General features: G+C 71.2%; 18 protein-coding genes. 5 read left to right on the top strand and 13 right to left on the bottom strand.

Annotation, left to right across the window (positions count from 1 at the left end):
* Positions 1–16: 16 nt before the first annotated feature.
* From trxB to CLV30_RS17850, 6 genes are all read right to left on the bottom strand, one after another.
* Entirely contained in the window at positions 17–985 is a 969-nt protein-coding gene (gene trxB / locus CLV30_RS17875) for a thioredoxin-disulfide reductase (protein WP_106538591.1), read from the bottom strand.
* A gap of 95 nt (positions 986–1,080) precedes the next feature.
* Positions 1,081–1,821 carry an anti-sigma factor family protein gene (locus CLV30_RS17870; protein WP_106538590.1) on the bottom strand — a complete coding sequence of 247 codons (741 nt, stop codon included), beginning with the start codon at positions 1,819–1,821 and terminating at the stop codon, positions 1,081–1,083.
* Positions 1,822–1,847: 26 nt separating this feature from the next.
* On the bottom strand, positions 1,848–2,501 hold the full coding sequence (gene sigM, locus CLV30_RS17865; protein ID WP_106538589.1) for an RNA polymerase sigma factor SigM: 654 nt from the start codon (positions 2,499–2,501) through the stop codon (positions 1,848–1,850).
* The gene (murJ, locus tag CLV30_RS17860; RefSeq protein ID WP_106538588.1) at positions 2,498–6,034 is read right to left on the bottom strand and encodes a murein biosynthesis integral membrane protein MurJ; all 3,537 of its coding nucleotides are present in this window, start codon (positions 6,032–6,034) and stop codon (positions 2,498–2,500) included. The genes sigM and murJ overlap by 4 nt, the downstream gene beginning before the upstream one ends.
* Complete coding sequence (locus CLV30_RS17855) at positions 6,031–8,241, bottom strand: DUF6049 family protein (RefSeq protein WP_106538587.1); 2,211 nt, start codon at positions 8,239–8,241, stop codon at positions 6,031–6,033. The genes murJ and CLV30_RS17855 overlap by 4 nt, the downstream gene beginning before the upstream one ends.
* Positions 8,238–8,660 (bottom strand): NUDIX hydrolase, encoded by a 423-nt coding sequence (locus tag CLV30_RS17850; RefSeq protein ID WP_240723185.1) that lies wholly within the window; start codon positions 8,658–8,660, stop codon positions 8,238–8,240. The genes CLV30_RS17855 and CLV30_RS17850 overlap by 4 nt, the downstream gene beginning before the upstream one ends.
* Positions 8,661–8,884: 224 nt before the next feature.
* On the opposite strand from CLV30_RS17850, the gene CLV30_RS17845 reads away from it, so the two are divergent.
* Positions 8,885–10,348: a CCA tRNA nucleotidyltransferase gene (locus tag CLV30_RS17845; RefSeq protein WP_106538585.1), complete on the top strand. Its 1,464-nt coding sequence runs from the start codon at positions 8,885–8,887 to the stop codon at positions 10,346–10,348.
* A complete protein-coding gene (locus tag CLV30_RS17840) occupies positions 10,345–10,716 on the top strand; it encodes a DUF3054 domain-containing protein (protein ID WP_106538584.1) in 372 nt (123 codons plus the stop codon). Before CLV30_RS17845 ends, CLV30_RS17840 begins: the two co-directional genes overlap by 4 nt.
* A gap of 53 nt (positions 10,717–10,769) precedes the next feature.
* Here the strand turns inward: CLV30_RS17840 and CLV30_RS17835 are convergent, their stop codons facing one another.
* The 6 genes from CLV30_RS17835 to CLV30_RS17810 all read right to left on the bottom strand — a co-directional run bounded on the left by CLV30_RS17835 (position 10,770) and on the right by CLV30_RS17810 (position 17,618).
* Positions 10,770–11,366 carry a GTP-binding protein gene (locus CLV30_RS17835; RefSeq protein WP_106538583.1) on the bottom strand — a complete coding sequence of 199 codons (597 nt, stop codon included), beginning with the start codon at positions 11,364–11,366 and terminating at the stop codon, positions 10,770–10,772.
* Positions 11,347–11,709, bottom strand: a complete 363-nt coding sequence (locus CLV30_RS17830) for a DUF742 domain-containing protein (RefSeq protein ID WP_106538582.1) — start codon at positions 11,707–11,709, stop codon at positions 11,347–11,349. The genes CLV30_RS17835 and CLV30_RS17830 overlap by 20 nt, the downstream gene beginning before the upstream one ends.
* 89 nt (positions 11,710–11,798) lie before the next feature.
* On the bottom strand, positions 11,799–12,194 hold the full coding sequence (locus CLV30_RS17825) for a roadblock/LC7 domain-containing protein (RefSeq protein WP_106538581.1): 396 nt from the start codon (positions 12,192–12,194) through the stop codon (positions 11,799–11,801).
* Positions 12,191–15,307 (bottom strand): sensor histidine kinase, encoded by a 3,117-nt coding sequence (locus CLV30_RS17820; RefSeq protein WP_106538580.1) that lies wholly within the window; start codon positions 15,305–15,307, stop codon positions 12,191–12,193. Before CLV30_RS17820 ends, CLV30_RS17825 begins: the two co-directional genes overlap by 4 nt.
* Before the next feature lie 569 nt (positions 15,308–15,876).
* Positions 15,877–16,956, bottom strand: a complete 1,080-nt coding sequence (locus CLV30_RS17815; RefSeq protein WP_106538579.1) for an inositol-3-phosphate synthase — start codon at positions 16,954–16,956, stop codon at positions 15,877–15,879.
* A 5-nt stretch (positions 16,957–16,961) separates the two neighbouring features.
* Positions 16,962–17,618, bottom strand: coding sequence for a PadR family transcriptional regulator (locus CLV30_RS17810; protein WP_106538578.1), 657 nt, complete (start codon positions 17,616–17,618; stop codon positions 16,962–16,964).
* A 266-nt stretch (positions 17,619–17,884) separates the two neighbouring features.
* Here CLV30_RS17810 and CLV30_RS17805 point away from each other — a divergent pair, with 266 nt between their 5' ends.
* The 3 genes from CLV30_RS17805 to CLV30_RS17795 all read left to right on the top strand — a co-directional run bounded on the left by CLV30_RS17805 (position 17,885) and on the right by CLV30_RS17795 (position 23,079).
* The gene (locus CLV30_RS17805) at positions 17,885–20,407 is read left to right on the top strand and encodes a transglycosylase domain-containing protein (protein ID WP_129710881.1); all 2,523 of its coding nucleotides are present in this window, start codon (positions 17,885–17,887) and stop codon (positions 20,405–20,407) included.
* Positions 20,408–20,482: 75 nt separating this feature from the next.
* Positions 20,483–21,874: a glycosyltransferase family 87 protein gene (locus tag CLV30_RS17800; RefSeq protein WP_165358481.1), complete on the top strand. Its 1,392-nt coding sequence runs from the start codon at positions 20,483–20,485 to the stop codon at positions 21,872–21,874.
* Entirely contained in the window at positions 21,871–23,079 is a 1,209-nt protein-coding gene (locus tag CLV30_RS17795; RefSeq protein ID WP_205740543.1) for a mannosyltransferase family protein, read from the top strand. Before CLV30_RS17800 ends, CLV30_RS17795 begins: the two co-directional genes overlap by 4 nt.
* A gap of 57 nt (positions 23,080–23,136) precedes the next feature.
* Here CLV30_RS17795 and CLV30_RS17790 read toward each other — a convergent pair whose 3' ends face one another.
* Entirely contained in the window at positions 23,137–24,207 is a 1,071-nt protein-coding gene (locus CLV30_RS17790; protein WP_106538575.1) for an alanine racemase, read from the bottom strand.

Genomic DNA, 24,207 nt, shown 5'->3' with positions numbered 1-24,207 from the left:
CGGATCGAGATCGGCGTCAGGAGACGACGAGCTCGGGTTTGACGTTCTGGGCGACCTCGATGTCGGCGAGGTACCGCTCGGCGTCGAGCGCCGCCTGGCAGCCCGTACCGGCCGCGGTGACCGCCTGCCGGTAGATGTGGTCGACGACGTCGCCGCAAGCGAACACGCCGGTCTGGTCGGTGCGCGTGGACGGGTGGTCGACCAGCACGTACCCCTCGGCGTCGAGCTTGACCTGGTCTTCGAGCAGCTCGGACCGTGGGTCGTGTCCGATCGCGACGAACAGCCCGGTGACGTCGAGCGTGCGCTCGTCACCGGTGACGGTGTCGCGCAGCGCCAGCCCGCTGACCTTGTCGTTGCCGAGCACGTCCGTGACGACGGTGTTCCACACGAACTCGATCTTGTCGTTGGCGAACGCGCGCTCCTGCATCACCTTCGACGCCCGGAGCTCGTCGCGGCGGTGAATGACGTACACCTTGCGGGCGAACCGGGTGAGGAACGTCGCCTCCTCGATGGCGGAGTCTCCGCCGCCGACGACGGCGATGTCCTGCTCACGGAAGAAGAACCCGTCACAGGTCGCACACCACGACACGCCGTGCCCGGACAGCCGCTTCTCGTTCTCGAGGCCGATCTCGCGGTAGCCGGAGCCGGTCGCGAGGATCACGGCGCGCGCCTGGTGCACCGCTCCGTCGCTGTCCTTGACGACCTTGACGTCGCCGGTGAGGTCGACCTCGACGGCGTCGCGTGTGACGATCTCGGCGCCGAACCGCTCCGCCTGCGCGCGCATCTCGTCCATCAGCTCAGGACCCATGATCGCGTCGCGGAAGCCGGGGTAGTTCTCGACCTCGGTGGTGTTCATCAGCGCGCCGCCCCACGTGACTTCGCCCTCGAGGACGAGCGGCTCGAGCCGGGCCCGCGCGGCGTACACCGCTGCCGTGTATCCGGCTGGACCCGAGCCGATGATGATGAGATTTCTCGTGTCGGTCACGCTGGCGCCTTTCCTCGCTCACGCATTCACCTGGCTCAACCGATCCTAGGTGGCGCGCATTCCCGCCGTGTGTGTGCGGGTCGGACCCGCCGGCTTCAGGGGACGGGGACGGTGACCGGCGCGGCAAGCGCCTCGGCCGTGGTGGATCCGCAGGTGGAGACGAGCCTGCCTTCGAGTTGCGCGGCGTCCGGGTTCTCCAGCACGACCAGGACGCCGGAGCCGTGCTCGACCGAGCCGACCAGCTCGAGGCCGACCTGGTCGGCGAGGGCGCTGCCGCATCCCGGCGCCATCTCGGTGCGGTTCTCCCACACGCCTCGCGTCGCCTGTTCGAGCTCGGTGACGGTCGACGCTTCCAGCTCCTGCATCTGGCCGTCGAGGGGGGAGCCGCCATCCTCGGCCACCCGCGGACCCGGACCGGAGCCGGCGTTCTCGCCGGCACTCTCGCTGAGCGACTCCGCCCCCGAACCGGCCGTGGTGGCCTCGTCGGGTCCGCCGTCGCCGCCGACCGCGATGTATCCGGCCAGGCCGAGCACGGCGATGCTCGCGGCGGCCGCCACCGCCCGGGGGACGCCGCGCCGGAACCAGGCGACGGTGCCGTGGTCGTCGCCGGCGTGCGTCTGCGAGCCCCGTGCGTGCTCGGCGGCGATGGCCGCCGTCAGCCGGGCCGAGACGTGCTCCGGTACCGGCATCTCGGCCGGCAGGTCGCGCAGCGCCGCCGGTACGCCGCGCAGATCGTCGACGACCTGCCGGCACGTCGGGCACTCGTCCACGTGCGAGGCGGTACTGCGTGCCGAGTCGTCGTCGAGGACGCCCTCGACGTACTCGGCCAGCGTCACGGGAGCGGGATGAGTCCCGGCTGATGTCACCGCTGCTCACCTCCAGGTCCGTGCGTGGTCGGTGATGGGACGTCGTCGTTGCCGGGTTGGTTCCCGGTCGTGCCCGATCGCCCCGGAGCCAGCAACGGCAGCAGTTTGGCTCGGGCACGGGCGCATCTGCTCTTGACGGTGCCCGCGGGCAGGTCGAGCATCTGGGCCGCGTCGGCGACGGGGTAGCCCTCGACGTCCACCAGGACAAGCGGGACCCGCTGCTCGTCCGGCAGTGTGGCCAGCGCCTGTTCGAGGTCGAGACGCATCGAGGTCCGCTCGGCGGGATCGTCGACGGCCATGGTCGACGGCGTCACCCCGGGGACCTCGCTGCCGTCGAAGGCCACCGGATCGGCGGGCCGGGCGGCGTTGTGGCGCACCCGGTCGAGGCAGGCGTTGACGACGATCCGGTGCAGCCACGTCGTGACGGCCGACTCGGAGCGGAACGAGCCGGCCCGGCGGAACGCGTTGATCATGGCGTCCTGGAGTGCGTCGGCGGCGTCGTGCTGGTCGCCGAGCGTGCGTAGTGCGACGGCCCAGAGGCGGTCCTGGTGCCTGGCCACCAGCTCGCCGAACGCGTCGGCGTCGCCGGCGACGTGCCTGCGGAGCAGGTCCTCGTCGCTCGGACGAGGCGCCGGCGAGGGCCGAGTCACCCCAACACCTCCGCATCCGTGATGCCGCCACGATAGTTTTCGCCGTCCAACGGCAGAGCAGTGAACCACACGAGGACGTACCTGGTGGTGACGGCCTCGTCGAGACTGTGCGAGACATTCTGCTCAGCCGAGTCGATCTGATCGACCACTGTCCACTCGGCGAGATCGTCGGGCGCCTCCTCGGCCTCCGCGTCGGCGGCCCGGATCTCCAGCGAGGCGCCCTCGTTGATGAGATCCAGCCGGAGGCCCCGCACGTCGACGGCCTCGCCGAGGTCGAGGACCAGCCCGACGCCGGGCTTCTGGTCCTCCATCGGGTCGTAGTAGTTGACCGTGGTCCACGCCGTCTCGCTGTCGCCGTCGACGGCGTTGCCGACGTCGCTGGGGTTCTCCTCGCCGTTGCCCTCACCACCGAACTCCGGCGTCGGGTCGTAGTCGGAGGCCTCGGCGACGGGCATCGGGGTCGGATCGCCGGTGGGCGTGGGCTGCGTCTGCGAGGTGGTCTCGGCGGACGGGGTTCCCGCGGCGCCGCCGCCCTCGCCCTCGCCTTCGTCGTCGATCGCTCCGAGCAGCAGCTGCAGTCCGACGAGGGTGGATCCGACGAGCAACAGTGTCGCGGCCATCACCCCGAGCACGCGCGCACCCCGGCCGGAGCGGCGACGTTCGCGGCGCTGCTCGATCCGGCTCGGCGGTGGCGGCGGCGTTCCGGGTTCGTCGAGCAGTGCGGGCGGCTGCTCCTGCGGTCCCGGCGGCTCGGTCACCGTGGGACGCGGCGGCTTCGTCGTGGTGGACAGCTCCGACGCGACGGCGGACGGGCTGAGCAACGGCTGGGCGTGATGCCGCCGGGCGTGGCCGATGGCGCGGTCGGCCACCGCGTCGAGGTGTCCGGGCACGCCGGGGCGCACCTGCCGCGGCGAGGCGATGCGCCCGTCGATGTGCGGTGCGGGAGCCAGCGCGCCGAACGCTTCGGCGGGCCAGCGCGCGGTGAGTCCCGCGTAGAGGATGCCGCCGACGCCGATCGCGTCGAGCTCGGCGGGGTCCGGGCGGGACGTGTCGGTGACCGGCGGGCAGGGTGTCGGCGCCGGTCCGCGCAACGCGTGCTCGGTCTCGAGGCCGGCGATCTTGACGGATCCGTCGGCGGTGACGAAGACGAGGGCGGGGTCGAGATGCCGGTGTGCCAGCCCTTGGGTGTGGGCGGCGGCGAGCGCTTCGGCGACGTCGCGGGCGACGGCCGCGGCCTGGTCGGGGTGGAAGGCTCCGGTGCCGAGGAGGGCCTCGAGGCTCTGCCCGGGTGTCCACTCGCGCACCACGTAGGCGACGTCGTCGGTGCCGACGTCGAGCACCCGCAGGAACCGCGCGTCGCCGACCGTGGAGGACACGCGCGCCGCGGTGAGGAAGCCCTGGGCACGTGGGTCGTCGGAGCCGACGGCCTGGATGAACACCGCACGCCGCAGCACGTCGTCGACCGCCTGCCACGAGTACACGCCGTCGGAGTCGTCGAGCAGCCGTTCGAACCGGTAACGCCCGGCGACGGTACGGCGTTGGCCCGGCTGGACGGTACCGCCGAGCGGTGTGGGTGGCAGATCGCCCGGTGGTGGGGGCTGCGTGTCCGAGGTGGCGGTGCCGGACCGGTCCGATCTGGCACCGGTCGGGGGAGCGGGCCGGTTCGATCCGGTCCGGGACCGGGGGGCTCCCGCGGTCGTGTCGAAGAAGCTCGGCACCCCGGGCAGCGTCTCGTCGAGGAAGAACTCCGAGGTCATGTCCGGGTCGACCGGCCGGCGGAAGATGCTCAGCGTGCCGGTCTCGGCGGGCAGCGCGTACTCGGCGGTGTCCTCGAGCAGCTCGCCGGGGTCGACCTCGGCCGGCTGGGCGGGGGCGCCGCGGAGCTTGGCCATGACCATCGCCACCGCCCGGCGGACCTCGTCGACGCGGAAGGCGAACGCGAGCCCGACGAAGACGACCATTCCCACCGTGCCGCCGACGGCCAGCTCGACCAGGTTGGTGATGATCGACGGCATCCCGTCGAGGGCGCCGAGGCCGCTCCAGCCGCGCCAGACCAGCCAGGCCAGCCCGGCCGCGATCAGCGAGTGGAACAGCACCCGGATGATGTGCTGGACCAGCTCACCACCGCCGAGCGCGCCGATGCGCCGCTGGAGCCGCAGCATCCCCACGGCCGAGCCGACGATGTAGGCGAGGCTGTAGCCGCCGGCCAACGCCATGGTGACGTAGTCGTTGCCGGGCGAGACGACGGCGACGCCGATCGCGCCGGCCGTGATGACCGACGCCACCCAGATCTGGGTGAAGAACGGCGTCTTCGTGTCCTGCACCGCATAGAAGCCGCGTAGCGCCAGGTAGTGGACGGTGAAGCCGACGAGGCCGGGCATCAGCAGCGCGAGGGTGAGCGCCAGCCGGCCGGTCTGTCCCTCGGCGGACCCGTAGTCGAAGATCATCGCGGTCAGCGGGAACGCCAGGGCGGCCACCAGGGCGCCGAGCGGGATGATCACCGCGAGGCACATCCGGATGGCCGACACCAGCTTCGAGCGGACCTCGTCGAGCCTGCCCTCGGAGGCGAGGTCGGCCAGCCGCGGCAGCAGCGCCGTCGCCAGCGACACCGTGATGACCGAGTGCGGCACCATCATGATCAGCATCGCGTTGGAGTAGACGGAGTAACCCGCGCCGCTGCCGCCCGCGGTGACGGTACTGGCCCCGGAGGCGACCTTGACCACGACCAGGTACGCGACCTGGTTCAGCACCACGAACCCGAACGTCCACAGGCCCAGGCGTACGGCCTCGCCCAGCCCCTGCCCACGCCAGTCGGTGCGGAACCGCAGCGTGAAGCCGGTGGCGCGCAGGACCGGCAGCAGGATCAGCGCCTGCGTGGCAATGCCCGCCGTGGAGCCCAGGCCCAGCAGGAGGCTCTCGGACGTGGTGAACGGCTCGAGCCCCTTCTGCCCGTACATCACGAGGAACACGGCGAACACGCCGATGGCCACGACGTTGTTCAGGATCGGCGACCACATCATGGGCCCGAAGCGGCCCCTGGCGTTGAGCATCTGCCCGATCAGGACGTACAACCCGTAGAAGAAGATCTGCGGGAGGCAGAACCGGGCGAACATCACCATGTCGTCGAAGTACGCCCGGTTGCCGGGTTCGAGGTACCGGTCGTCAACGATCACCTGCATGATCCACGGCGCGGCCAGGATCGCCACCACGGTGGCCAGGCCCAGCGCGGTGACGGCCAGGCTGAACAGCCGCTGCGAGAAGGCGTGCCCGCCGTCGGCGTCGTTCTTGATGGCACGTACCAGGACCGGCACCAGGACCGAGTTGAGGACGCCACCGCCGACCAGGATGTAGATCATGTTCGGGATGACGTTGGGCACGTTGAAGACGTCGGCCGTTACTGCGGTCAGCCCGATGGCGGCGGCGATGACCGCCGCCTTGGCGAATCCGGTGAGCCGCGAGACGACCGTGCCCGCGGCCATGATGGCGCTCGAGCCGAGCAGCCCGGAACTGCGAGGTTGCTGTGTCGACGTCACCGGCTGGTCCCCCGCAGTGGCTCGGTCGGGGATGGCGGGCCGGTGCCCGCGGCGTCGGTGTCCTCGGCGGTCCCGTCGGTGGTGCCCTCAGCAGTCTCGGCGTCCTCGGGCGTGCGCCGCCGGGTCGTACGGCGTACCAGGGCCGCGGCGAACAGGGCTCCGGCGCCGCCGACGATCAGCCAGCCGATGGTGCCGTAGTCCGTCGCGTTGACGACCGTGGGCCGGGCCGGTCCGATCGCGGTGCCGGTACCGGTGGTGAGCTGGACGTCGATCGGCACCTTCCCGTTCGCGGCGGCTTGTGCGGTGACGTTCACGAGCTCGCGGGCGCCCGGCTCGATCCGCCGTTCGGCGACGTCGTCGATGCGTAGCCGGTCGACGTTCGCGGAGGTGATGTCGAGTCCGATGACGATGGCCTGGTCGAGATCGTTCGTCACGGTCAGCGGGAACGTGCCGGTGCGGCTCGACAGCGTGACGGACTCGGGAACGGTCACGCTCACTTCGTCCAGCTGCGCCGCGAGGTCGTCGGCGATCGAGTTCGCGTAGGCCCGGCCCGCGGCGGGGTCGGAGCGCCAGCCCGTCGAGGCCGCGCGTACCGCCGCGAGCGCGAGGTCCTGGTTGGCCGTGCCGGTGTCGGCCAGCAGCCCTGCGTAGCTGCCCGCCTGGCGGTGCAACTCGGCGGTGGCCTCGACGTTGTTCTCCGGCAGCCTGTTGGTGCCTTCGGCCGGGTCGGGCGTGACGGCGTCTGTGTCCGTGCCGGCGGTCCCGTTGCTGGCGGTGTCGACCGAGGTGGGTTCGACCCACGGAATCGACGTCCACGAGGCGATGACCGCCTCGGCGGCGGCCTTGGAGGGCCGCCATCGCAGGGGAGGAGCCACGACGAGCGGATCTGGGGTGGCGCCACTGTCGGCGGCGGACATGGCGATCATCGCGGTCTCGGCGAACCAGCGCTGCCGGACTTCCAGCGCGCCCGCCTGCGGATCCGGCGCGACCGCCGCGGCGGCGACGGCGTCGCTGAGCCCGGAATCGGTGACCACGGCGTCCAGCGACCCCTCGCCCAGGTCGAACGTAGCCGACGGGCCGTCGGGCCGTGGCCGCACCGCGTCGCCGGGCACGACGACCGAGCCGGCGCCGGCCTCGGCGAGGGCACTGAGCGCGTCCGTGCTGACGGAGCCGCTGTCGAGCCATCCCGCCGGCGCGGACGCGCCGAACGTGCGGGCGGCCTGCTCGGACACCGAGACGGCGCGGCGGGCAACGGTCCCGGCCAGTCCCGGCTCGGTCGTCGCGAGGGCGGCGAGATCCGGCGTGGCGTAAGGGAGCATCAGCACGTTGCTGCCGTCCGTCGCCTGCTGCAGGGACGTCAGCCAGGCGCGTGCGGCGTCGCTGTTGGCCCGAGAGCCCTCGATGACACCGGACGGCGAGACGACGCCGTACCCGTCGGTCATCGCGTCCGCGGTGTCGACGAGATCGGGGTCGACCGCCCACGTCACCGGCGCGTCCGCCGCGGCGTCCACCAGCGTGGACAGCGGGTCCTCCGCGCCCACCTGTGCGGCCAGCGAATCGTCGAGCAGCGTGCCGTCAGGCATCAGCGCGGGCCGGTCCGCCAGCGGCCACAGCATGCCGACCGGGACGGTCGGCAGATCGCCGGCTCTCGGCAGCCACGGGATCACGGTGCGTTCGGTGTCGAGGCGGATGCGTTGCTCGCTGTCCACCGGGGAGCCCATGACGTCCGCGCCGACGATGTACACCCCGGACTGCGCGAAGTCGAGCAACTCGACCGGTACACGCAGGGTGAACGGCTGGGTCTCGCCGGGCTGCAGTGCGTCGACCGGGTCGTAGCCGTCGCTGTACCGTGCGCCCCAGTTCAGGTTCTGGTCGGTGCCGACACGGCCGATCTCGGCACGTGACTCCAGCGGCACCCGGCTGAACCGGGGCAGAACCTGGGCGTTGCGCACCGGCTCGTCTCCGGTGTTCCGGACCGTTCCGGTCAGCACCAGCTCGTCGTCGGACGGCCGGAGCACGCTCGGTGTGGCCGAATGCAACGCGATGGTCGCGGCGGGGCCGGCGGGAGGCGCAGCCGGGTCGGCAGCAGGAGCCGGGGCCGCGTTCGCCGCGACAGCGGCACCCGGCGCCGCGACGGCAATCCCCGGCACCAGCGCCGCGAGTGCCGCGGCGGCGAGCAGCCACCGGGATCGAGCGTGCCGCCTCATCGGCCGTCCCCGTGCGGCGCCGCGGCGACTTCGGCGAGCAGTTCGGGCAGGCGGCGGGCGAGCCGGCGTTCCGAGGCATAGCGCATGCGGCCGGACAGCTCGTCCAGCGGAACCCAGGCCACCTCGCTCACCTCCACGTCGTCGGTGCTCAGACTCCCACCCGTGGCCTCGAGGAGGAAGTGATGCACGGTTTTGTGGATGCGGCGGTTGTTCGCTCCGAACCAGTAGTCGATGTCCCCCACCGCCGCCACCACGCGTGACGTCAGACCAGTCTCCTCCGACACTTCTCGCACCGCAGCCTGCTCAGCGGTTTCACCTGCCTCCACATGTCCCTTCGGCAGTACCCACTCCAGTCGGCCCCGGCGGTCGATCCGGCCGATCAGCACGACCATGGTGGCCTGCTCGAGCTGGTCGACCACGAGACCGCCGGCCGACGTCTCGGTGACGGCCCGTCGTCGCGGGCGGTTCTTCGCCCGGCGCCGCTTCGCTCCCCGGCGCCGCCGGTTGTGAGGGCCGTCACCCAGGCTTCCTGGGGTGGACGGCGAGCCGGGCATACGTCCAGAGTAACCGCATTGCTCCTGCTCGCCGCTGGTCGGCGACGTGTCGGCGTGGCTGCTCCCCGCACCGTTTACGCTGGTGGGTCGTGACCGAACGTGACGATCCCACGCAGCTGCTCTCCAAAGCACAACGTCAGGCGGTCCGGCAGTTGCTGCGCATCGCGCCGGTCGCCGACGAGCTCGGTGCCCGGTTCGAGGGGGCCGGACACGAGCTGGCGCTCGTCGGCGGGTCGGTCCGGGACGCGCTGCTGGACCGGCTCGGCCACGACCTCGACTTCACTACGTCGGCGCGGCCCGAGGACACCAAGCGGCTGCTGGCCGGCTGGGCCGACTCGGTGTGGGACGTCGGGCGGGCGTACGGAACCATCGGCGGGACCAAGGACGGTTTCCACATCGAGATCACGACCTACCGTGCCGACAGCTACGAGCAGGAGAGCCGGAAGCCGGCGGTGGCGTACGGAGACTCCATCGCCGACGACCTCGTGCGCCGGGACTTCACCGTCAACGCGATGGCCGTCATGCTGCCCGGGCACGAGTTCGTCGATCCGCACCAGGGCCTCGTCGATCTCGGCCGGCAGACCATCCGCACGCCCGGCACGCCGCAGCAGTCGTTCTCCGACGACCCGCTGCGGATGATGCGCGCAGCCCGGTTCGCCGCGCAGCTCGGGTTCGAGGTGGCCGACGAGGTCGTGTCCGCCATGGGCACCATGGCCGAGCGCATCGACATCGTCTCGGCCGAACGGGTGCGCGACGAGCTTTCCAAGATGCTGCTGGCGGCGGACCCGCGGGCGGGGCTCACGCTGCTGGTGGACACCGGTCTCGCGGCGCGGGTGCTGCCGGAGCTGCCGGCACTGCGGCTCGAGATCGACGAGCACCACCGGCACAAGGACGTGTACGAGCACTCGCTGACCGTGCTCGAACAGGCCATCGAGCTGGAGGAGCGGCTTCCGGGCGATGGGCCGGACCTGGTGATCCGGCTCGCCGCGTTGCTGCACGACATCGGCAAGCCGAAGACGCGCCGGTTCGAGACCCGTGGCGGTGTGAGCTTCTACCATCACGACGTCGTGGGCGCGAAGCTCGCCCGGAAGCGGCTGACGGCCCTGCGGTACCCCACCGCGGTCGTCAACAGCGTCACCGAGCTGACGCGGCTGCACCTGCGTTTCCACGGCTACGGCAGCGGCGAGTGGACCGACTCGGCGGTCCGGCGGTACGTCCGCGACGCGGGCGAGGAGCTGGCCCGCCTGCACGTGCTGACCCGCGCCGACTGCACCACCCGGAACCGGCGCAAGGCGCAGGCCCTGCAGCGCTCCTACGACAGCCTCGAGGAACGCATCGAGCGCCTCGCCGAGGAGGAGGAGCTCGCCTCGATCCGCCCGGACCTGGACGGCAACCAGATCATGCGGATCCTCGGCATCGCGCCCGGTCCGGTCGTCGGGCGTGCCTACCAGCACCTGCTCGAGGTCCGCCTGGACCGCGGTGGTCTGGACGAGGACGAGGCGCGTGACGAACTGCTGAAGTGGTGGGCCGAACAGCCCGAGAGCGCGTCGTGAGCCGTGCGGCCGTCGCCGCGCTCGTCGACGTCCTGCTTGTCGTCGCCTTCGTCCTGCTCGGAAGGCGCACACACGAGGGCGTCGGAGATCTCGCCGGGATCGCGACGACGGCGTGGCCGTTCCTGACGGGCCTCGCGTCCGGATGGCTGGCGGCGCGTGCCTGGCGCCGTCCTCGGTCCGTCCTGCCGACCGGTGTCACGGTCTGGGCGGCGACGGTCCTCGTCGGGATGCTGCTGCGCGCGGTGTCCGGGCAGGGGACGGCGCCGTCGTTCGTGGTCGTGGCCACCGTGGTGCTGGGGGTGTTCCTGATCGGGTGGCGGCTGCTGTCGATGCCGCGGACCGGCCGGACGGACGCGGAACGGCGCTGAGCTCGGCCGGCGCCGCCGCCGTACCGCCCGCCGGGTGCGTCCCGCGGCCGGGATCAGGGCTGCTGGATCAGCGACATGGCGTGTTCGACCAACGTGACCAGCACGACCTTGACCGATTCGCGTTCGCGCGCGTCCGTGACGACGAACGGCACCTCGGGCCCGATCTGCAGCGCGTCGCGGACGTCCTCGACATCGTGCTCCTGCACGCCGTCGAACGCGTTCAGGGCGACGAGGAACGGGATACCGCGCTGTTCGACGTAGTCGATGGCGCCGAAGCAGTCGGCCAGCCGCCGGGTGTCGACCAGGACCACGGCACCGATGGCGCCGTGGGTGATGTCGTCCCACATGAACCAGAAGCGGTTCTGTCCCGGCGTGCCGAACAGATACAGCACCAGGTCGTCCGCGAGCGTGATGCGCCCGAAGTCCATCGCGACCGTCGTCGTGCGCTTCTCCGGCAGCATCGACAGGTCGTCGACGCTGGTCGACGCCTCGGTCATGAGTGCTTCGGTGCGCAGCGGCTCGATCTCGCTCACCGCGCCGACGAACGTGGTCTTCCCGACGCCGAACCCGCCGGCGACCACGATCTTGACCGAGAGCGCGTCCTGGTCGGCAGCTGTGCCACCGGACACCTCAGAGTCGACGAAGGCCATCCCTCACCCTTTCCAGGACGCTCAGGTTTCGGGCCGGCTCGGACGAACCGGCGTACGCCGCATGCGGATCCGCCACCCGTACCAGGTTCTCCGACTCGAGATCGGCGACGAGGACACGGGCCACTCCGAGTGGCGTCGAGACGATGGCCGCCACCTCGGCGACCGACCGGGGAGAATGACACAGCCGGAGAATGCGCTCACGCTCGGGCTCCGGGTCAGCGCCGTGATCGCGGCCGTTCGTGGTGGTCGAGACGAGCGCTTCGATGGCGATGTCCTGCACCGGCCGGGTCCGTCCCCGCGTCGCGAGGTACGGCCGGACTCGCCGCCCGTCGGATGTCGCCATACTTACCTCCAGCCCAGTGAAGAGACCGCCGGGTCAACAACGTTCGTACCGACCCGATCCCACCACATCCTGCGCCCGTTCATGCCGGATCATCCCACGCGACTTGCCGGGTTGAGTGCCGCACCGACCCGCTCGACGAGCAGGGCCATCTCGTAGCCCACCTGACCGAGGTCGGCGTCCGCCGCCGCCAGGACGGCCAGGTGAGCACCGTCGCGGACGGCCATGACCAGCATGAAACCGTTGCTCATCTCGACGAGTGTCTGTTGGACCTCACCGGCGCCCAGGATCAGCGACGCGCCGACGGTCAGACTGGCCAGACCGGATACGACGGCGGCGAGCTGTTCGCCGCGTTCGCGGGGCATGCCGGTGGAACCGGCCAGGTGCAGGCCGTCGGCCGACACGACCACCGCGTGCGCCGCGCCGGTCGTGCGATCGACGAACCGGTCGAGCAGCCAACCGAGCTCGTCTTGGGAGGCGTTGGTCACGAATTGCTCCTCTCGGGGTCACCGGGTCGCTTCGGAACCCAGCCACCTGTCTCTTCGCGTCCGCGGCCGACGCCGCGCTGCAGGCTGGACAGCGTGGAGGCGACCGTCTCGGCGTCCTTGCCCTCCGTAGCGGCCGGACGTTCGGGACGGGCGTTCTCGGGGGCGTCCGCGATCGACCCCGGGACGAGCGAGGCCCCGCGCCGCCGTACGGGAAGCCCGGAGGCGTTCACCGCGGGTTCCGCGGACTCGGGCTCGGCGGGCGGAGCCGGTGCGGCGGAGCCGCCGTTCCCGCTCGCCGCCGGGGCCGCCGGACGGGTCGCGTCCGGGATCGGCTCGGTGTCGCGCTGGCTGCGCCGGGCGCTCGCCGCTTCCTCGGCCGTCCGGAGGGCTTCCGCGGCTTTGCGCCAGCCTTCGTCGGCCGGGCTCGACCAGTCGTGCTCGGTGCTCGACCTGCTGAACCAGGCGGAGGCGACGGAGTCGAAGATCGGCGAGTCACTCTCGGGTAGTTCCGGCTCGGGAGCACGCAGCGACGGCCGGGCCTGGTTGCCCGAGGCCCCGCCGGTGGTTCCGGGCAGTGCATCCGCCTGGGAGCGGTACTGCTCGGCGTGCTCGCCGCGAGCACCGGCGGCAGGCCGTGCAGGCTGCTGGTTCCAGGACGGCTGGTTCCACGCTGCCTGCGCCGGTTGAGCGTCGTCGCGGGCCGTGGGCTGCGGCTCGTGTTGCGCGGACAGCGGCTCGACCTGCCGGGCGGGCTCGGGCTGCGGCGTCGCTTCCGGTTGTGCTTGCGGTTCCGGCGTGCCGGGCGCCGCTGCGGGCCAGGCCGGGCGCTCCGGCCAGGCCGGGCGCTCCGGCCAGGCCGGGCGTTCGGCGGGTGCGTCCTGCTCCGGAACCGCCCGCTGCTCGCCGGTGTCGTCGGTCGCGTCCCGCCGGGGCAGGCCGGCCGCCGTGAGCGGAGCCGGCGCCTGCTCGGTGCCGTGGCCGGACGTGGCCGGCTCGAGGGCGGCGACGTCGTCACCGTCGTGCGCCGGGCCCACCGGCTCGGGCTCCGCCTCGGCCGACACCGGCGCGATGACGCCCTCACCGGTGTCCAGCGCCGACAGGATCAGGTGCGAAGGCAGGTCGACCTGCGCGGCGATACCGCCCTCGGGGACGGGCTCGAGCCGTACCTGGATGCCGTGCTTGGCCGCCAGGCGGGCCACCACGTACAGGCCCAGCGTGCGCGACGCCGCGACGTCGATGTCACCGGCGTTGCGCAGCCGCTCGTTCAACTCCTCGAGCTGCTCCTCGCCGATGCCGATGCCGGAGTCGGCGACCTGCAGGCGCAACCCGCCACCGAGCAACGGCTGACTGGTGACACGCACCGGGGTGGCAGGTGCCGAGAACTCGGTGGCGTTGTCGATCAGCTCGGCGAGCAGGTGGGCGATGTCGTCAACGGCGCCTGCGGCGACCAGGTCGGTCGGCATGACGCCGAACTTCACCCGCGGGTACTGCTCGACCTCGCCGACGGCAGTGCGGACGACGTCGAGGATGCCGGCGGCGGAGGTCTGCTTGCGCATCTCGTCGACACCGGCGAGGACCAGCAGGCTCTCGGCGTGCCGGCGCACACGGGTGGCCATGTGGTCGATGCGGAACAGCGTGCTCAGCTGGTCCGGGTCACGCTCGCGCTGCTCGAGCCCCTCGATCTCGCCGAGCTGGCGGTCGACCAGGGACTGGGTGCGCCGGGACAGGTTGACCACGATGGTGTCGAGGTTCTGGCGCAACAGCGCCTGCCCCGCGGCCACGTCGACAGCGGTGGAGTGCACGTCGTTGAAGGCGGTGGCGACCTGGCCGATCTCGTCGCGGCCCTCGGCCTCCACTGCGTTGTCACTCGTACGGGCGGCCGCCGGGCCGTCGCGCCGCACCCGGTCGACCAGCTCCGGCAGATGGCTCTGCGAGGTCTCGAGAGCCGTCGCGCGCAGCCGCCGGAGCGGGCCGATGATGGAACGGGCGACGACGATCGTCAGGTAGATGGTCAGCCCCAGCACCAGGAGCACCGCGGCGGCGATGAACAACGCCGTGAGCTGCGCGGACTGTGCGGTTTCGGACGCACGGTTCACGACGCGCTGGGCGGTCTGCGTTTCGATCTCACGCAGGTTCTCGATGCGTGTGGTGGCGCTGGAGTACCACTCCTCCTTCGTCGTGCGAGCAGGAGCACCGTTGCTGATGTCGCTGCGCGCGGTCGCGATCTCGCGGTTGGCGACGAAGATCTGGTTGGAGTAGATGCGCGCCTGCTGGGTGAAGCCGAAGCCGTTGATGAACCGGCCGACCAGCAGGAGGTCCTGTTCGCCCTGCAGCACCGTCGCCTGGTCGCGCTGTTCGTCCGTGGGCACCTCGCCCGGCTGGATGAAGTAGGCGACCAGACCCCGTTCCATCGACGCCGACTCGACCGCCTGGGCGATGTCGGCCAGCGAGTCGATGCGCCGGGTGAGCAGCGGGTCGTCCGCGACCGATCCGGAGGCGGTGACGACGCGCTGCAATGCCTCGGCGAAGCGGTGGTACCCGTTCGTGCCGCCCTGGTCGAACGGCGGGTTGGCGTCGTCGCGCTGTGCGCGGTAACCGTCGAGACGGCCCATCTCGCGGTCGAAGGCGATGACCGCGCCCTCGAACGAGGAGCCGAGCTCGTCGTCACGCCGCTCGTCGATCTCTTCCTCGAGTGCCGCGAGGGCTTCGTCCGTGGCCGCGCGCGCATCGCTGACCGCTCCGGCTCCGGTGCCGCCGGCCTCGGCCAGGCCCGAGACGTCACGCTCGTCCTGGATGGCGTGCAGCGCTTCGACCGCCGACAGGCCCACCTCGGAGAGACTCTCCACACGCGAGGCCGACGACGCCTCGTCGAGCGCGGTCCGGAAGAACAGGGAGCCCAGGATCAGCGTGCCGAGCAGCGGCAGCAGAACGAGCGCCGCGACACGCGAACGCACACTGCGGTCGTGCAGGAACGTGCGCCAAGCTGAGCGGGAAGGCTCCTGGTCGGACGCAGCCTCCTTCGCGCGGCTGGACTTGTCGCTGGGGCGCTGGCTCGCGCGCGCCCGCTTCGCGGCGCCGTCATTCCCACGACGTCCTCGCGCGGTCCGCGTCATCGATGCTTCCTTCCTCTGTCGTCCCCCGTGGCCGCTCTGAGGTGAGCGACACAGGCTCCTCGTGGCCACCGTTGTGCGTCGGGCCGCACACGCGCCGCTAGACGACGCTTGCTTCCCGTCCGCGTTCTGTCAATAGGCGACCGATGGATGGAACACCGTTGTTCGATACGCCAGCCATCCGAGCATGACGGAAATGGTAGACGAGGAGTCCCGGGCCGTTTGCACGACGAGGTCGACGGTCGGGGTCGGCGCCGGTGCCGGTGGTCATCGGTCACGACGGACAGCGTGCCGTGCTCAGGGCATCTCCTCAGCCGGGAACGGACGAACAGGGGCACACGCGCCAGTGGGGACTGACCGTTCGGCCCCCACGCGGTGTCCAAATGGTGGATACCGGACGATCAGGTGACCAACTGGACGCCATCGCGCCGTTTACGTCACCTGATCATCCGGCATCGCGACGCCGCTACCTCCGCTCGCTCAGCGCTCGATCTCTCCGCTCGCGCTGCGCGTCGCCTCCGCTTCGGCGGGCGGCACTCGTTCCTCGGCCGACCACCTCCGCTGCAGCTCCTTCAGCGCTCGATCTCTCCTGCGATGAACTGTTCGACCTTCGACCGGCACAGATCGTCGGAGTACTGCTCCGGCGGCGACTTCATGAAGTACGACGACGCCGACAGGATCGGCCCGCCGACACCGCGGTCCTTGGCGATCTTCGCGGCGCGGATGGCGTCGATGATGATGCCGGCCGAGTTCGGCGAGTCCCAGACCTCGAGCTTGTACTCGAGGTTCACCGGGGCGTCGCCGAAGTTGCGCCCCTCCAGCCGGATGAACGCCCACTTGCGGTCGTCGAGCCACTCGACGTAGTCCGACGGCCCGATGTGGACGTTGCGCGCCTCCAGCCCGTTGGCCAGCTGAGACGTGACGGACTGCGTCTTCGACACCTTCTTCGACTCGAGCCGGTCGCGCTCGAGCATGTTCTTGAAGTCCATGTTGCCGCCGACGTTGAGCTGGTACGTGCGGTCGACGGTGACGCCGCGGTCCTCGAACAGCCGCGCCAGGACGCGATGCGTGATCGTGGCGCCGATCTGCGACTTGATGTCGTCGCCGACGATCGGCACGCCCGCCGCGGTGAACTTGTCGGCCCACTCCGTGGTGCCCGCGATGAACACCGGCAGCGCGTTGACGAACGCAACGCCGGCGTCGATGGCGCACTGGGCGTAGAACTTGGCGGCATCCTCCGAGCCCACCGGCAGGTAGCAGACGAGCACGTCCACCTCCGCCGCGCGCAGCGCCTGCACCACGTCGACGGGGTCGCTGTCGGCCTCGGTGATGGTCTCGCGGTAGTACTGGCCCAGCCCGTCCAGCGTGTGGCCACGCTGGACGGTGACGCCCGTCGGCGGGACGTCGCAGATCTTGATGGTGTTGTTCTCGCTGGCGGTGATGGCCTCGGACAGGTCCTGGCCCACCTTCTTGGCGTCCACGTCGAACGCGGCGACGAACTCGACGTCGCTGATGTGGTAGTCGCCGAACTGGACGTGCATCAGCCCCGGAACCTTGGTGTCCGGGGCGGCGTCCGCGTAATAGTGCACGCCTTGCACGAGTGACGCGGCGCAGTTGCCCACGCCGACAATGCCTACACGAACCGAGCTCATCGGCCCTACTCTCCTTCGTCGTCAGTGGCAGCCGCCGGCTGCGTGCCGGCTTCGGTGCGGGGCGGCTCGCCCCGCGAATGTGCGGTGGTTGCGGACTCGATCGAACGCCGCTCCGCGTTGATCAGGTCGTCGAGCCAGTTGACCTCGCGTTCCACGGACTCGAGCCCGTGCCGCTGCAGCTCCAGCGTGTACGCGTCGAGCCGTTCCCGGGTGCGAGAGAGCGAGGAACGGAAGTGGTCGAGGCGCTCCTGTAGCCGGCTGCGGCGTCCCAGCAGGATCCGCATCCGGGTATCGGCGTCGGCGCGCCCGAAGAACGCGAAGTGCACGCCGAAGTGTTCGTCGTCCCACGCCGACGGCCCGGTCTCGGAGAGCAGGTCGGCGAAGCGTTCCTTGCCCTCCGGGGTGAGCTTGTAGACGACCTTGCCGCGACGGCCACCGCGAGGTGGGGCGGCTTGGGAGGTGACGTCGGTGACGGCCTCGTCCTCGGCGAGGTAGTTCCGCCGGACCATGTCCTTCAGGGTCGGATACAGCGTGCCGTACGAGAACGCGCGACCCCACCCGAGCAGTGCGTTCACCCGTTTGCGCAGCTCGTAGCCGTGCATCGGCGCGTCATGGAGCAGGCCGAGTACGGCCAGTTCCAACGCCTCGGCACGCCTGCCCACGAAGTACGCTCCTCTGTACCGTCTCGAGCCGATGTATCGAACTGATACATCGCGATGATAGCTCCAGACGATAGAGTGTCCGAGGTGTGGCGTGCAACACCCGAGCCCTCGGGAGCTTTCGGGCTTACCGTTGGCGAGGTGTGTGACGCGGAGCGAAGGAGCGGAAATGACGTCCCGGACGTTGGTCGTCGTAGGCTCTGCGTCTGTCAGGGGTGCCTGACGATGCGCAACACCGTGCTCCTGTCCCCGACCCGACCGAGAACCACGTGACCAATCAAGGGCGACGCCGCGCGGGTGACCGTGCCGGCCGAGGTGCCACGCCGCGTGAGACGGCGCAGTCCGGGACCGACCCGTCGTCGAGTGCGGGCGGGCGGACGGCGCGTCGGTACGCGGCCGGCGGCAGGAGCGCGAAGCGCCGACGCCGCGGATGGCGCAAGTTCGTCTCCCTGAAGGCGTTCACGCTGTACTTCCTCGGGATGGTCCTCGCGGTCCTCGCGGGCGTCAGCATCGCCTACGCGATGACCGACGTTCCGGCGCCGAACGACTTCGCCCGCTCCGAGTCGACCATCGTCTACTGGAGCGACGGCAAGACCGAGCTGGGCAGGTTCAGCAGCCAGGACCGCGAGACCGTCGACATATCGGCCATCCCGCAGACGTGCCAGGACGCCGTCGTGGCCGCGGAGGATCGCACGTTCTACGAGAACAGCGGCTTCAACCCGTTGCGCACGATCCAGGCGAGCATCGACTACGTCCGCAACAGCGGCTCCGCCGAGGGCGGTGGTGCCTCGACCATCACCCAGCAGTACGTCAAGAACTACTACCTCACGCACGAGCAGACCGTCACCCGCAAGGTGAAGGAGCTGTTCATCTCGGTCAAGATCGACCGCCAGCTGGACAAGGACGACATCCTCGCCTCGTACCTGAACACGATCTGGTTCGGCCGCGGCACCTACGGCGTGCAGACGGCGTCGAAGGCGTACTTCGGCAAGCCGGTGTCGGAGCTGAACCTGTCGCAGTGTGCGGGTCTGGCGTCGATCCTGCGCTCGCCGGCGCGCTACGACCCCACGCTCGGCAAGCAGAACGCCGAGCGGTTCAGGGGGCGTGTCGACTACGTCCTCGACGGCATGGTGGAGATGGGCACTCTCGAACCCGCCAAGGCGGAGAAGGTCAAGCCTCCGGCCGTGTTGCCCGAGCAGAAGACGAACATGTACGGCGGGCCGAACGGATACCTGCTCGACCTGGTGCGCAACGAGCTGCTGGACCAAGGGTTCACCGAGAACGAGCTCGACACCGGCGGGCTGCGGATCGTGACGACCTTCGAACGCAAGGCGCAGGCCGCGGCGCTCAAGGCGGTCAGGAACGAGAGGCCCACCGAGAACGCCGATCAGTTGCGCATCGGCCTCGCCGCGGTCGATCCGGGCGACGGTGGCGTGGTCGCGATGTACGGCGGGCCCGACTTCGTGAAGCGCCCGTTCAACGACGCCGTCGACGGTGCGGTGCAGGGCGGCTCAAGCGTCAAGCCGTTCGCCCTGGCCACCGCGCTGAAGCAGGGCATCTCGCTGGAGAGCCGGTACTCCGGTAACACGCTGGAGGACCCGAGCCTCGGTCCTCCCGTCCACAACCAGAACGACACGGAGTACGGCGGGCCGGTGGACCTGATCCAGGCCACCGAGCAGTCCATCAACACCGCCTATGTCGACATGACCATGCAGGTCGGACCGGACAAGGTCGTCGAGACCATGGAGTCCGCCGGACTGCCGATACCGCCGCCGGACCAGGACACCGACGATCTGCGGCACAACCCCAGGGTCTCGATCGGTATCGCGCCCACACCGGCGGTCGACATGGCCGAGGCGTACGCCACGCTCGCCGCCGGCGGCAGGCACGCAGACTGGTACACGGTGCGCTCGGTCACCGCTCCCGGCGGCAACGTGCGCTACGAGGCGGACCCGCAGACGCAGAGCGTGCTCGACCCGGATGTCGTCGCGGACACCACCTACGCCATGCGCCAGGTCGTCGAGGGCGAGAACGGCAGCGGCCAGGCCGCACGCGAGCTCGGCCGGCCCTCCGCGGGCAAGACCGGCACACATGAGGACCTGACCGCGTGGTTTTCCGGCTTCACGCCACAGTTGGCGGCCTCGGTCGTGTACTTCCGCGGCTCCGGCGAGACGGGCGGTACCGTGACTCTCGACGGGGTCGCGGGCATGGAGACCTTCTTCGCCGGCGAGTACCCGGCCCGGACCTGGACGGCGTTCATGAAAGCCGCTCTCGAGGGGACCGAGGCCGAGGAGTTCCCCGAGCGCGCCGACGTCGGTGAGGCGGTCAACCCCTCGCCCACGCCCACACCCACGCCGACCGACGAGCCGACGCCACCAGGGGAGGACGAGTCCGGTGACGAGTCGGGCGATGAGACCGGCGGGGACGAGACCGGTGGCGACGAGACCGGCGGCGACCAGACTGGCGGCGACGAGACTGGCGGCGACGAGACCGGTGGCGACGAGACCGGTGGCGACGAGACCGGTGGCGACGAGACTGGTGGCGACGAGACTGGTGGCGACGAGACTGGTGGCGACGAGACCGGTGGCGACGAGACCGGTGGCGACGAGACCGGTGGCGACCAGACTGGTGGCGACCAGACCGGTGGGAACGAGACCGGCGGCCAGTGGGGTGAGGGTGGCACCGAGGGCGGCACCGACACCGGTGCGGACACCGGGACCGAGGACGGCACTGACACCGGATCCGACACCGGCACTGACACCGGATCCGACACCGGCACCGAGTGGGGGTAGCGGTCCGCGGCGTCCGAGCGCAGCTCGGACGGGCCGTATGCCGAGGCGGCGAACCGGTGAGGCACCATGGCGCCGATGACCGACCCGATCGCGACACCGAGCCGCGACGATCCGACGGTCGCCGCGGCCAGTGAGTGGATCGGCGGGCCGGTCGGGCGGCGAGCGGCGCCGGCACGTCGCTGGTGGACGCCGTTGCGGATCGCGTTGGCCGTGGCGAGCGTGACGGTGGCGCTGGGCTTCGTGGCCGACCAGCCGTGTCGGTCCGACGGGTGGGCCGACCGCTCGGACCGCTCGATGTGGACGTCGTTGTGCTACAGCGACGTGGCGTTCCTGTACCGCGAACGCGGATTCGCCGACGATCAACTCGCCTACCGCGAGGCTTCCCTGGAGTATCCGGTTCTGACCGGTGCGGTCATGCAGGCCACGGCGTACGGGGTCGACGCGCTCGGTGCCGTGAGCGACGTCGCGGCCGAGGCCGGCCGAGCCGAGGCGGCCGTCGCGGAGAGCCGGAGGTTCTTCGACCTCACTGCCGCGCTGATGGCCCTGTGCGCGCTGGTCGTCGTGGTCGCGACGTCGCGGACGGTGCCACGGCGGCCCTGGGACGGGATGCTGTTCGCCGCATCCCCGTTGCTGCTGCTCAGCGCCACGATCAACTGGGACCTTCTGGCGGTGGCGCTCGCCGCTCTGGCGATCCTGGCGTGGACGCGCGAGCGACCGGTGGCGGCCGGCGTGCTGATCGGGCTCGGGGCCGCCGTGAAGCTGTACCCGGTCCTGCTGCTCGGCCCGATCCTGCTGGTCGCGCTGCGGGATCCGGAACGCCGTGCCGCGTTGCGTGACACGGTCCTGACGTTCGCCTCCGCGATCGTCGCGTGGGGCGCGGTGAACCTGCCGGTGGTGCTGTGGGCGCCCGACGGGTGGCGGATGTTCTTCGAGTTCAACGCCGAGCGGTCGGCCGACTTCGGGTCCACCTGGTACGCGGCCGATCTGCTGTGGCCGGGCGTGCTGCCGGACGAGATCGACCCGCTGGTTCTCGGCGGGGGCGTGTTCGCGCTGGTGCTCATCGTCGCGCTGGCGCTCGCCTCGCCGGAGCCGCCACGGCTCGCGCAGTTGGCCTTCCTCGCGGTGGCGGCGTTCCTGCTGGTCAACAAAGTGTGGTCGCCGCAGTACTCGTTGTGGTTGCTGCCGCTGGCGGCGCTCGCCCGGCCCCGGGTGCGGGACCTGGCGATCTGGCAGGTGGTCGAGGTCGCGTACGTGGTGGGCGTGTGGTGGTATCTCGCCGGTCTCTTCGACCCGGAGAACGTCCTGGTCTCCGGGCAGAGCTACGCGTGGTTGATCGTGCTTCGCGTGGCGGCGTTGCTGTGGCTGGTGGGGGTGGTCGTCCGTGACGTGCTCCGTCCGGGCCGCGACCCGGTCCGGCCGTTCACGACGCCGTCACGGCCGGGTGAGCGGACGGCGGTGGCGACGTGACGACGTCGGTCCCGGCGGACCGCGGCAGCCCGGGTGGCATAGGCGGACGCATGCCGCAGCGCGTGCTGCGGCGGCTGCGCGGTGTGGATCTGGACGCGCTGGGCGTCTGGCTGGCCAGCAGGGTCTCGATCTGGGTGATCGCCGGTACGACCGGGTGGATGTTCGCCACCCAGGGCCAGGGTGTCGTCCCGGCGCTGGACCGGTGGCGGCAGTGGGATTTCCACCACTACTGGGGTATCGCCCTGCACGGTTACGGCGGTCAGCCCACCGGCGTGCCGAACGAAGCATTCTTCCCGGGCTTTCCCGCGTTGCTCTGGCTCGGCAACGCGGTGGGCATGCGCCACGTCCTTGCCGGGCTGCTGGTCTCGCTGGTGGCCGGCGCGGTCGCGGCGGTCGCGATGGGACGTATCGGCGCGCTGGACGGTGGCCGCCGGGTCGGCCGGCTGGCGGTGTTGGTCTGGGTGACGGCGCCGTCCGCGGTGTTCCTCGCCGCGCCGTACACCGAGGCGCTGTTCCTCGCGTTCGCGCTGCCCGCGTGGCTCGCCGCCCGTCGTGACCACTGGCTGGCCGCTGGTGTGCTGACGGCGTTGTCGTGCACGGTGCGGGTCAGCGGGGTGTTCCTGGCGGCGGCGATCGTCGTGCACTGGCTGGTGACGCGGCGCAGCAGCGGTACCGGTGACGACGAGGCCGCGACGCCGCGGTGGCGCTGGTCCGGATTCGGCTGGCTGTTCCTGCCCGCCGTCCCGTTGCTGGCGTGGTCGCTGTACCTGCAGCAGCGCTCGGGAGATTGGCTCCGCTGGCTGCACGCGCAGTCCGAGGGATGGAACCGGGAGTTCACCACACCGTGGGCGTCGTTCGACCGGACCTGGGAGGCCGCGTTCGGCGGCACCCAGTCGCCCGGTTTCGCCTGGATGTTCCGCGCCGAGATCGTCGCGATGCTGGTCGGGGTCGTGGTGACGGTCGCGATGCTGTGGTGGCGCCGTTGGGGCGAGGCCACCTGGGTGGGTCTGCAGGTCGTCGCGTTCGGCACGTCCACCTGGTACTTCTCGGTTCCCCGCGCGACGCTGTTGTGGTGGCCGTTGTGGGTGGGCATCGCCGTGCTGGCGGCTCGACGTCGATGGGTCCTGTGGGCCTATCTCGCGGTCAGCGGGCCGCTGATGGTGGTGTGGGCCGCGGCGTTCCTCACCGGCCGCTGGGCCGGTTGACCCGCCCGGTCCGATCCAGCGCCGGCGCCGCGGATCTCGTGGTCGAGCGCCCGGTGCTCACCCGTCCCAGGCGATCCGGTCGACGTGCGTGATGGTGAACCTGACGTCGACGTCGACCTCGTCGCCCACGGCAGGGACCTCGACCCCGCCGGGAAGCCAGATCATCGAGCACTGCATGTGCGGCGGCTCGGCGAACCAGCGCTGCCGTCCGGCGACCCGGAACGGCGACAGGGCGCGTCCCGCCGACTCCAGCCCGCCCTTCGCCAGGGCGACCGCGCGCTGGCGCACACCCGTCGCCGGTGTCGGTGCCTCGAGCGCGACCCCGTGCGCCGTCCCGCCGGCCACCACGGCCACCGTGCCGTCGCGCCGTGCCCGTCGTTGCCGGTAGCCGAACGTGTCGCCCCTGCGGACGTCGTGCACGTCGATGACGGTGGCACGGGCGGTCAGCGCAGCGCGATCGCCCAGCCACAACGCGGTACCCACACGCAGGTTCACGTCCGCGGCCGTCCGCCGCGCCAGGTCGGCGGCCTCGGCGGCGGACAGGTGACTGACCCAGAGCCGGCGCGGTACGTCCGGCCCGTGCTCGCCGGCCGCGGCGAACGCCTGCTCGGCCAGGGACCGTGCCTCGGCGCCGTGCTGGCCGGCGAGTGGCAGGTGCAACGCGAACCCCTCGACCCGCAGCGGCTCGCAGGCGGTGAGCGCCTCGGGCAGGTCCGCCAGTGCGACCCCGTGCCTGCGCATGCTGGTCAGCAGCTCGATGACGACCCGCGGGCGGCCGCCGGCCGCGGCGAGGCGGCGCAGATCCTCGACCCGTGAGACGGTGCGCACGACCCGGTCGTCAGCGGTGGCGGCGTCCCACGGCCGCAACGGAGCCAGGACCAGGACGTCACCGTCGAACGCGCGCCTGACCGTCTCGACCTCGTCGGAGGTCCCCACGGCCAGCGTCGGCACGTCCGCCGCGGCGGCCTCGGCGGCGAGCAGGCCGTTGCCGAAGCCGTATCCGTTGCCCTTGGTGACCGGCACCACGCGGACCGCGGCCGTGCCGTCGTCGGGACCGGACGGGTCGGCGAGCCGGTCGCGTACGTGCTCTCGCCAGCGGGGAGTGTCGATGTGCAGTGTCAGGGGCAC

The sequence above is a fragment of the Haloactinopolyspora alba genome, assembly GCF_003014555.1.
Taxonomy (GTDB): domain Bacteria; phylum Actinomycetota; class Actinomycetes; order Jiangellales; family Jiangellaceae; genus Haloactinopolyspora; species Haloactinopolyspora alba.
Note: the sequence above shows the minus strand (reverse complement) of the source record. Positions and strands in the feature narration are given on the sequence as shown.

Coding starts and splice junctions, on each gene's coding strand:
- CLV30_RS17815 (WP_106538579.1), bottom strand. CDS start 16,956: ATGAGCTCGGTTCGTGTAGGCATTGTCGGCGTGGGCAACTGCGCCGCG.
- CLV30_RS17820 (WP_106538580.1), bottom strand. CDS start 15,307: ATGACGCGGACCGCGCGAGGACGTCGTGGGAATGACGGCGCCGCGAAG.
- CLV30_RS17800 (WP_165358481.1), top strand. CDS start 20,483: ATGACCGACCCGATCGCGACACCGAGCCGCGACGATCCGACGGTCGCC.
- CLV30_RS17835 (WP_106538583.1), bottom strand. CDS start 11,366: ATGGCCTTCGTCGACTCTGAGGTGTCCGGTGGCACAGCTGCCGACCAG.
- CLV30_RS17855 (WP_106538587.1), bottom strand. CDS start 8,241: ATGAGGCGGCACGCTCGATCCCGGTGGCTGCTCGCCGCCGCGGCACTC.
- CLV30_RS17830 (WP_106538582.1), bottom strand. CDS start 11,709: ATGGCGACATCCGACGGGCGGCGAGTCCGGCCGTACCTCGCGACGCGG.